The organism is Duganella sp. BJB476, from assembly GCF_003416895.1.
Lineage (GTDB): Bacteria > Pseudomonadota > Gammaproteobacteria > Burkholderiales > Burkholderiaceae_D > Rugamonas.
The window spans coordinates 102,123-110,429 of record NZ_QVIO01000012.1 but is presented as its reverse complement, the minus strand read 5'-3'; the positions used below and the strand labels follow the sequence as shown (position 1 = coordinate 110,429).

General features: G+C 56.9%; 7 protein-coding genes, 1 tRNA gene and 1 pseudogene. All 9 read left to right on the top strand.

All coding sequences use genetic code 11. From position 1 onward, the window contains the following. Positions 1–185: pseudogene (locus D0T21_RS30165) on the top strand (elongation factor Tu); the annotation flags it as partial. A gap of 66 nt (positions 186–251) precedes the next feature. Then, positions 252–327: transfer RNA gene (locus D0T21_RS30160), tRNA-Trp, on the top strand. Positions 328–363: 36 nt separating this feature from the next. Continuing rightward, entirely contained in the window at positions 364–747 is a 384-nt protein-coding gene (gene secE, locus D0T21_RS30155) for a preprotein translocase subunit SecE (protein ID WP_008444107.1), read from the top strand. Continuing rightward, positions 747–1,376, top strand: coding sequence for a transcription termination/antitermination protein NusG (gene nusG / locus D0T21_RS30150; protein WP_116993681.1), 630 nt, complete (start codon positions 747–749; stop codon positions 1,374–1,376). Before secE ends, nusG begins: the two co-directional genes overlap by 1 nt. Before the next feature lie 121 nt (positions 1,377–1,497). Beyond that, entirely contained in the window at positions 1,498–1,929 is a 432-nt protein-coding gene (gene rplK / locus D0T21_RS30145; protein ID WP_008444110.1) for a 50S ribosomal protein L11, read from the top strand. A 2-nt stretch (positions 1,930–1,931) separates the two neighbouring features. Beyond that, positions 1,932–2,627, top strand: coding sequence for a 50S ribosomal protein L1 (rplA, locus tag D0T21_RS30140; RefSeq protein WP_020704298.1), 696 nt, complete (start codon positions 1,932–1,934; stop codon positions 2,625–2,627). Between the two features lie 255 nt (positions 2,628–2,882). Then, complete coding sequence (gene rplJ / locus D0T21_RS30135; RefSeq protein WP_026334850.1) at positions 2,883–3,422, top strand: 50S ribosomal protein L10; 540 nt, start codon at positions 2,883–2,885, stop codon at positions 3,420–3,422. A 92-nt stretch (positions 3,423–3,514) separates the two neighbouring features. Then, on the top strand, positions 3,515–3,886 hold the full coding sequence (rplL, locus tag D0T21_RS30130) for a 50S ribosomal protein L7/L12 (RefSeq protein WP_116993689.1): 372 nt from the start codon (positions 3,515–3,517) through the stop codon (positions 3,884–3,886). A gap of 265 nt (positions 3,887–4,151) precedes the next feature. After that, positions 4,152–8,258, top strand: a complete 4,107-nt coding sequence (gene rpoB / locus D0T21_RS30125; RefSeq protein WP_116993680.1) for a DNA-directed RNA polymerase subunit beta — start codon at positions 4,152–4,154, stop codon at positions 8,256–8,258. The last annotated feature ends 49 nt before the right edge of the window (positions 8,259–8,307 follow it).

The following is an 8,307-nucleotide window of genomic DNA, read 5'->3' as shown; positions in this document are numbered from 1 at the left end:
GTACGACTGACGTGACCGGTTCGATCGAACTGCCAGCGGACAAAGAAATGGTTATGCCAGGCGATAACGTGTCGATCACCGTCAAGCTGATCAACCCGATCGCGATGGAAGAAGGTCTGCGCTTCGCAATCCGCGAAGGTGGCCGTACCGTTGGTGCAGGTGTTGTAGCGAAGATCATCGCTTAAGGAATACTGGTCGTACCACCAGGGGCGTCTCTGGTGGTATAATCGATATCCTTTGTAGTTTTACGTAGGGACGTAGCTCAATTGGCAGAGCGTCGGTCTCCAAAACCGAAGGTTGGGGGTTCGATGCCCTCCGTCCCTGCCACCGTTTTCAGGTGCAGGGCACCGAAAGTAAATATAAATGTCAAATCAATCCGTGCAGACCGTCAGCACGTCGAATGACAAGATTAAGGTTGCTCTGGCAATAGCCGTGGCAATCGCAGGTGTGGTCGGGTTTTATTACCTGTCAGACAAACCAGCTCTCGTACGCGCAGGCGCACTTGTAGCTGGTTTGGCTTTTGCCGTTCTGCTCTTGTGGACCTCGACGACTGGCCGTGAATTCCTGAATTTCGCCAAAGAAGCCGTACGCGAAACGAAAAAGGTCGTCTGGCCTACTCGTCGCGAAGCTACCCAGATCACGGGCATCGTGTTTGCCTTCGTGCTGGTGATGGCGCTGTTCCTGTGGGGCACGGATAAGACACTTGAGTTCCTGTTGTACGACGTCATTCTGGGTATACGAAAATAATGAGCGAAAATGTGCAAGATGAAGCGGCGGGCGTCCCCGTGCCGGGTGATGCCCAGCCGCAAGATGCTGGCGCAGCGCCTATCAGCGTCCCAGTCAGCAACAAGCGCTGGTACGTTGTGCACGCATATTCCGGCATGGAAAAAAGCGTCCAGCGTGCACTGACGGAACGCGTCGAACGCGCCGGCATGCAGGACCAGTTCGGCCAGATCCTGGTGCCGACCGAAGAAGTTGTCGAAGTCAAGAACGGTCAAAAGTCCGTCACCGAGCGTCGTTTCTTCCCAGGCTACGTCCTGGTTGAGATGGAAATGACCGACGAAACCTGGCACCTGGTGAAAAACACCAACAAGGTGACCGGCTTCATCGGCGGCAAATCGAACAAGCCGACCCCGATTCCAGCGCGCGAGATCGACAAGATCATGCAGCAGATGCAAGAGGGTGTCGAGAAGCCACGGCCGAAAGTGCTGTACGAAGTGGGCGAGCAAGTCCGCATCAAGGATGGCCCGTTCACCGATTTCAACGGCAATGTCGAAGAAGTCAATTACGAGAAATCCAAAGTACGCGTGTCGGTCACCATCTTCGGCCGCGCTACTCCGGTGGAACTTGAGTTCGGCCAGGTCGAAAAAGTATAAGCAGCACCGTTCGCCAGAACGGGCGACGGTGTAAAAACCCGACAAATCTGGCAAAGAGGAGCCCCGCCCTGCAAATGCGCATGGTGGGGCGCTACTACTCATATCCAAGATAGGAGCCATCATGGCAAAGAAAATCATTGGTTTTATCAAGCTGCAAGTACCAGCTGGTAAAGCAAACCCATCCCCACCGATCGGTCCAGCTCTGGGTCAACGCGGTCTGAACATCATGGAATTCTGCAAAGCGTTCAACGCGCAGACCCAAGGTATGGAACCAGGCATGCCTATCCCAGTCGTGATCACCGCGTTCGCTGACAAGTCCTTCACCTTCGTGATGAAGACGCCTCCAGCAACCTTCCTGATCAAGAAGCACTCGGGCGTTGTCAAAGGTTCGCCGAAGCCACATACCGACAAAGTCGGTAAGCTGACCCGCGCTCAAGCTGAAGAAATCGCTAAATTGAAAACCCCTGATCTGACCGCTGCCGACCTGGATGCTGCTGTACGCACCATCGCTGGTTCCGCACGTTCGATGGGCATCACGGTGGAAGGTCTGTAATCATGGCAAAACTGTCCAAACGCGCTAAAGCTATCAAAGCCAAAGTTGATAGCACCAAGTCCTACGCATTCGACAACGCAGTCGCTCTGATCAAAGAACTGGCTACCGCCAAGTTCAATGAATCGATCGACGTGTCGGTACAACTGGGCGTGGATCCTAAGAAGTCGGATCAGGTCGTTCGCGGTTCCGTCGTGCTGCCAGCTGGCACCGGCAAGACCGTTCGCGTTGCTGTGTTCGCTTCGGGCGAAAAAGCTGAGCAGGCTAAAGCCGCCGGCGCTGACGTCGTTGGTATGGAAGACCTGGCCGAGCGCGTCAAAGCCGGCGACATGCCTTTCGATATCGTCATCGCTTCGCCAGACACCATGCGTATCGTTGGTACCCTGGGTCAGATCCTGGGCCCACGTGGCCTGATGCCTAACCCGAAAGTCGGCACCGTAACCCCTGACGTCGCTACCGCCGTGAAAAACGCGAAAGCCGGTCAAGTTCAGTACCGTACCGACAAAGCCGGTATCATCCACGCGACCATCGGCCGCAAATCGTTCGCTGATGCAGATCTGAAGAGCAACCTGGTTGCCCTGATCGACGCACTGAACAAAGCTAAGCCAGCTACCAGCAAGGGTGTATACCTGCGCAAGGTATCGCTGTCGTCGACCATGGGCGCTGGCGTCCGTGTTGACCAGGCTACCCTGGCTGCCTAAGTTTTAAAAGTTTAAGTCCCCGCGCTGAAAAGCGCAGGGCAGTTCTTTGGGCTGGTCGTTTCTTCGGGAACGGCCAGGCAATCAAAGACCGTTGGGCCGGATGCATCAGGCAGGCAACTGGTTAATTGAATTTTTCACCCAACGCAGATGGTGTACCCGATCAAGTTTCGTAGTCCATTGGACTCCTAAACCTCGGACGCCGTTGTTCGAACCGATGGCAGGCAGTTTGCCCGTCATCATTTAAGGAGGTTGACCGTGGGTCTCAATCTGAATGACAAAAAGGCCGTCGTCGCCGAAGTTTCCGCAAAAGTAGCAACTGCGCAAACTATCGTCGTGGCCGAATATCGTGGCATCCAGGTTGCTCACTTGACGCAACTTCGTGCCAAAGCGCGCGCTCAAGGCGTGTACCTGCGAGTGTTGAAAAACACCCTCGCTCGTCGCTCCGTCGAAGGCACGCAGTTCGCCAGCCTGGCAGACAGCATGACCGGTCCGTTGATCTACTCGATCTCGGACGATGCCGTTGCAGCAGCTAAAGTCATCGCTGACTTCGCTAAAACCAACGACAAACTGGTCATCACTGCAGGTAACTACGCAGGCAAGCAGCTGGATAAAGCAGCTGTTGCAGCGTTGGCGAGCATTCCTAGCCGTGAAGTTCTCATCTCGCAGTTGTTGGGCGTTATGCTGGCTCCGGTGTCGGGCTTTGCACGTGGTCTGGCTGCTCTGGCAGCGAAAAAATCCGAAGGTGCTCCAGCTGTTGCCGAAGTGGCCGCAGAAGAAGCCCCAGCAGCAGCCTAATAGCTGCTGCGTTCCGGCCTGAGGGCCGGGCGGATCTTTTCTCAAGTACCAATCTGATGTATTAACGAATCAAAAAATTATTGGAGTTTCAAATGGCAATTAGCAAAGACGACATCCTGAACGCAGTTAGCGAAATGTCCGTAATGGACCTGAACGACCTGGTTAAAGCATTCGAAGAAAAATTCGGCGTTTCGGCCGCTGCAATGGCTGCTCCAGCAGCTGGCGGCGCTGCTGCTGCGGTTGCTGAAGAGCAAACCGAATTCAACGTTGTTCTGACCGAAGTCGGCGCGAACAAAGTTGGCGTAATTAAAGCAGTTCGCGAAATCACCGGTCTGGGCCTGAAAGAAGCCAAAGACGTGGTTGATGGCGCTCCTAAGACCGTTAAAGAAGCCCTGTCGAAAGCTGACGCTGAAGCCGCTAAGAAGAAGCTGGAAGAAGCTGGCGCCAAGGCCGACCTGAAGTAATCAAGTTGTACGGCGGCTAGTTAGCGCCACGAGCCAAAGCTGCGGATTTCCCTTGTTAAAGGGGGAAATCCGGCTTTGGCTCCTTTGTCGTCCTCGTCGTATTTGTAGCGTTTGTCCGACGCCGCAGTTTTATCGAATCAGCTGGAAATGGTAGAAGTTTCAGGTTTCGTCTGTGTGACATGCAGCCGATCTTGTTGCTGAAGTGGCTCACATTGCACTGGCAAAACCTGAATTTTTTATCCTTTCTGTCACTCACGGAGTGTCCATGCACTACTCATTTACTGAGAAGAAACGCATTCGCAAATCATTCGCGAAGCGCGCCAACGTTCACCACGTTCCGTTCCTGCTGGCTACCCAGCTCGAGTCCTACCATAGTTTCTTGCAAGAAGACGTAGCACCGTCGACGCGCAAGAACGACGGCCTGCAGTCGGCCTTTACCTCGATATTCCCTATCGTTTCGCACAATGGCTTTGCGCGTCTCGAATTCCTGTCGTATGTCCTGGGCGACCCCGCCTTTGACGTCAAGGAATGCCAACTGCGCGGACTGACCTTCGCGTCGCCGCTGCGCGCCAAGGTGCGTCTGGTGATCCTGGACAAGGAATCGCCGACCAAGCCGGTCGTCAAAGAGATGAAGGAACAGGAAGTCTACATGGGCGAACTGCCCCTGATGACCACCACCGGTTCGTTCGTCATCAATGGTACCGAGCGCGTTATCGTTTCGCAGCTGCATCGCTCCCCTGGCGTGTTCTTCGAGCACGACCGCGGCAAGACCCACTCGTCCGGCAAACTGCTGTTCTCCGCGCGTATCATTCCTTACCGCGGTTCGTGGCTGGACTTCGAGTTCGACCCGAAAGACATCCTGTTCTTCCGCGTCGACCGCCGCCGCAAGATGCCAGTGACGATCCTGCTGAAAGCTATCGGCATGTCGCACGAGCAGATCCTGGCGAACTTCTTCGTGTTCGACAATTTCAACCTGCGCTCCGAAGGCGCGGAAATGGAATTCGTCGCCGAACGCCTGCGTGGCGAAGTCGCGCGTTTCGACATCGTCAACAAGGAAGGCAAGACGCTGGTCCTGAAGGACAAGCGTATCAACGCCAAGCATGTGCGCGATATCGAATCGAACGGCATCAAGCACATCTCGGTACCGGAAGACTACCTGCTGGGCCGCGTGCTGGCCAAGAACATCGTCGATCCTGAGACCGGCGAAGTCGTCGCGTCCGCCAACGATGAGCTGACCGAAGACGTGTTGGGCCGCCTGCGCGAAGCCAACATCTCCGAAATCCAGACCTTGTACACCAACGACCTGGATCAGGGCGCGTACATTTCGCAAACCCTGCGCATCGACGACACCGCCGACCAGATGGCCGCCCGTGTCGCGATCTACCGCATGATGCGTCCTGGCGAACCGCCAACCGAAGACTCGGTGGAAGCGCTGTTCAACGGCCTGTTCTACAGCGCCGACCGTTACGACCTGTCCGCCGTGGGCCGCATGAAGTTCAACCGCCGCATCGGCCGCGATGAACTGACCGGCGCCATGACGCTGTCGAACGAAGACGTGCTGGCCGTGATCAAGATCCTGGTGGAACTGCGCAATGGCCGCGGCGAAGTCGACGATATCGATCACCTGGGTAACCGTCGCGTACGCTGCGTCGGCGAACTGGCCGAGAACCAGTTCCGCGCCGGCCTGGTGCGCGTTGAGCGCGCCGTCAAGGAACGCCTCGGCCAAGCCGAAGCGGACAACCTGATGCCGCACGACCTGATCAACTCGAAGCCGATCTCGGCAGCAATCCGCGAGTTCTTCGGTTCGTCCCAGCTGTCGCAGTTTATGGACCAGACCAACCCGCTGTCGGAAATCACGCACAAACGTCGTGTCTCCGCTCTGGGACCTGGCGGTCTGACCCGCGAACGCGCAGGCTTCGAAGTCCGCGACGTACACCCGACCCACTACGGCCGCGTGTGCCCGATCGAAACGCCTGAGGGCCCGAACATCGGTCTGATCAACTCGCTGGCGCTGTACGCCCGCCTGAATGAATACGGCTTCCTGGAAACCCCATACCGCAAGGTAGAGGGCTCCAAGATCACCGACCAGATCGACTACCTGTCCGCCATCGAAGAAGGCCGCTACATCATCGCCCAGGCGAATGCGACCATCGACAAGAGCGGCATGCTGAGCGACGAGCTGGTCTCGGCCCGTGAAGCCGGCGAAACCATCCTGGTATCCCCAGAGCGCATCCAGTACATGGACGTGGCGCCGGGCCAGATCGTTTCCGTCGCAGCGTCGCTGATTCCGTTCCTCGAACACGATGATGCGAACCGCGCATTGATGGGTGCCAACATGCAGCGTCAGGCAGTTCCTTGCCTGCGCCCAGAAAAAGCACTGGTCGGTACCGGTATCGAACGCACCGTGGCAGTCGACTCGGGTACTACCGTGCAAGCTCTGCGCGGCGGTATCGTCGACTACATCGATGCGGGCCGTGTCGTGATTCGCGTGAACGATGACGAAGCAACCGCCGGCGAAGTCGGTGTCGACATCTACAACCTGATCAAGTACACCCGTTCGAACCAGAACACCAACATCAACCAGCGTCCTATCGTCAAGGTAGGCGACCGTGTGGCCAAGCGCGACGTGATCGCCGACGGCGCATCGACCGACCTGGGTGAATTGGCTCTGGGCCAGAACATGACCGTGGCCTTCATGCCATGGAATGGTCTGAACTTCGAAGATTCGATCCTGATCTCGGAAAACGTCGTCAAAGACGACCGCTACACCTCGATTCACATCGAAGAGCTGTCCGTCGTTGCACGCGATACCAAGCTGGGCGCGGAAGAAATCACCCGCGACATCTCGAACCTGGCTGAGAACCAGCTGGCTCGTCTGGATGAGTCCGGTATCGTCTACATCGGCGCGGAAGTGCAAGCAGGCGACACCCTGGTCGGCAAGGTAACGCCTAAAGGCGAAACCCAGCTGACTCCGGAAGAGAAGCTGCTGCGCGCGATCTTCGGCGAAAAAGCATCGGACGTCAAAGACACCTCGCTGCGCGTGCCATCGGGCATGATCGGCACCGTGATCGACGTCCAGGTCTTCACCCGTGAAGGCATCGTTCGCGACAAGCGCGCGCAACAGATCATCGACGATGAACTGAAGCGTTTCCGCCTGGACCTGAACGACCAGATGCGTATCGTTGAAGGCGATGCCTTCCAGCGTCTGGAAAAAATGCTGATCGGCCAAGTCGTCAACGGCGGTCCGAAGAAGCTGGCCAAAGGCGCCAAGATCACCAAGGAATACCTGGCGGATCTGGACAAGTACCACTGGTTCGACATCCGTCCATCGGAAGACGCATCGGCTACCGCGCTGGAAGCGATCAAGGAATCGATCAACGAGAAGCGCCACCAGTTCGATCTGGCCTTCGAAGAGAAGCGCAAGAAGCTGACCCAGGGCGATGAACTGCAACCTGGCGTGCAGAAGATGGTCAAAGTGTATCTGGCCGTTAAACGCCGCCTGCAGTCGGGCGACAAGATGGCGGGTCGCCACGGTAACAAGGGTGTGGTTTCCCGTATCGTGCCGGTGGAAGACATGCCATACATGGCCGACGGTACGCCGGCCGACGTGGTGCTGAACCCGCTGGGTGTTCCTTCCCGTATGAACGTGGGTCAGATTCTTGAGACCCACCTGGGTTGGGCAGCCAAGGGCCTGGGTATCCGTATCGGCGAAATGCTGGCCGTGCACACCAAAGCCGAAGAGATGCGCAAGTATCTGACCGTGATCTACAACGAAAACGGCCGTCCGGAAGACCTGGACCAGTTCGACGACGAAGAGATCATGAAGCTGGCGAACAACCTGAAGAAGGGTGTTCCGTTCGCTACTCCGGTGTTCGACGGCGCGCACGAATCGGAAATCCGCCGCATGCTGGACCTGGCTTACCCGGACGACATCGCTCACAAGCTGGGCATGACGCCGTCGAAGAATCAGGTCACGATGTACGACGGCCGCACCGGCGAAGCGTTCGAGCGCAAGGTCACCGTTGGCGTGATGCACATGCTGAAGCTGCACCACTTGGTCGACGACAAGATGCACGCGCGTTCGACCGGTCCGTACTCGCTGGTTACGCAGCAGCCACTGGGCGGTAAAGCCCAGTTCGGCGGCCAGCGCTTCGGTGAGATGGAGGTGTGGGCACTGGAAGCATACGGCGCATCGTATGTGCTGCAAGAGATGTTGACCGTTAAGTCGGATGACGTGAACGGCCGTACCAAAGTGTACGAAAACCTGGTCAAAGGTGACCACGTGATCGACGCCGGTATGCCTGAATCGTTCAACGTGCTGGTGAAAGAGATCCGTTCCCTGGGTATCGATATCGACCTGGAACGCAACTAACACTCGCACGGGCCCCGCCGGTCGTTGCCGGCGGGGCAGTTTAAAGAAT

What these genes read in the sequence shown, in the direction of transcription:
- rplL (WP_116993689.1), top strand. Translation starts at nt 3,515, where the DNA reads ATGGCAATTAGCAAAGACGACATCCTGAACGCAGTTAGCGAAATGTCC.
- rplK (WP_008444110.1), top strand. Translation starts at nt 1,498, where the DNA reads ATGGCAAAGAAAATCATTGGTTTTATCAAGCTGCAAGTACCAGCTGGT.
- secE (WP_008444107.1), top strand. Translation starts at nt 364, where the DNA reads ATGTCAAATCAATCCGTGCAGACCGTCAGCACGTCGAATGACAAGATT.
- rpoB (WP_116993680.1), top strand. Translation starts at nt 4,152, where the DNA reads ATGCACTACTCATTTACTGAGAAGAAACGCATTCGCAAATCATTCGCG.
- rplA (WP_020704298.1), top strand. Translation starts at nt 1,932, where the DNA reads ATGGCAAAACTGTCCAAACGCGCTAAAGCTATCAAAGCCAAAGTTGAT.
- nusG (WP_116993681.1), top strand. Translation starts at nt 747, where the DNA reads ATGAGCGAAAATGTGCAAGATGAAGCGGCGGGCGTCCCCGTGCCGGGT.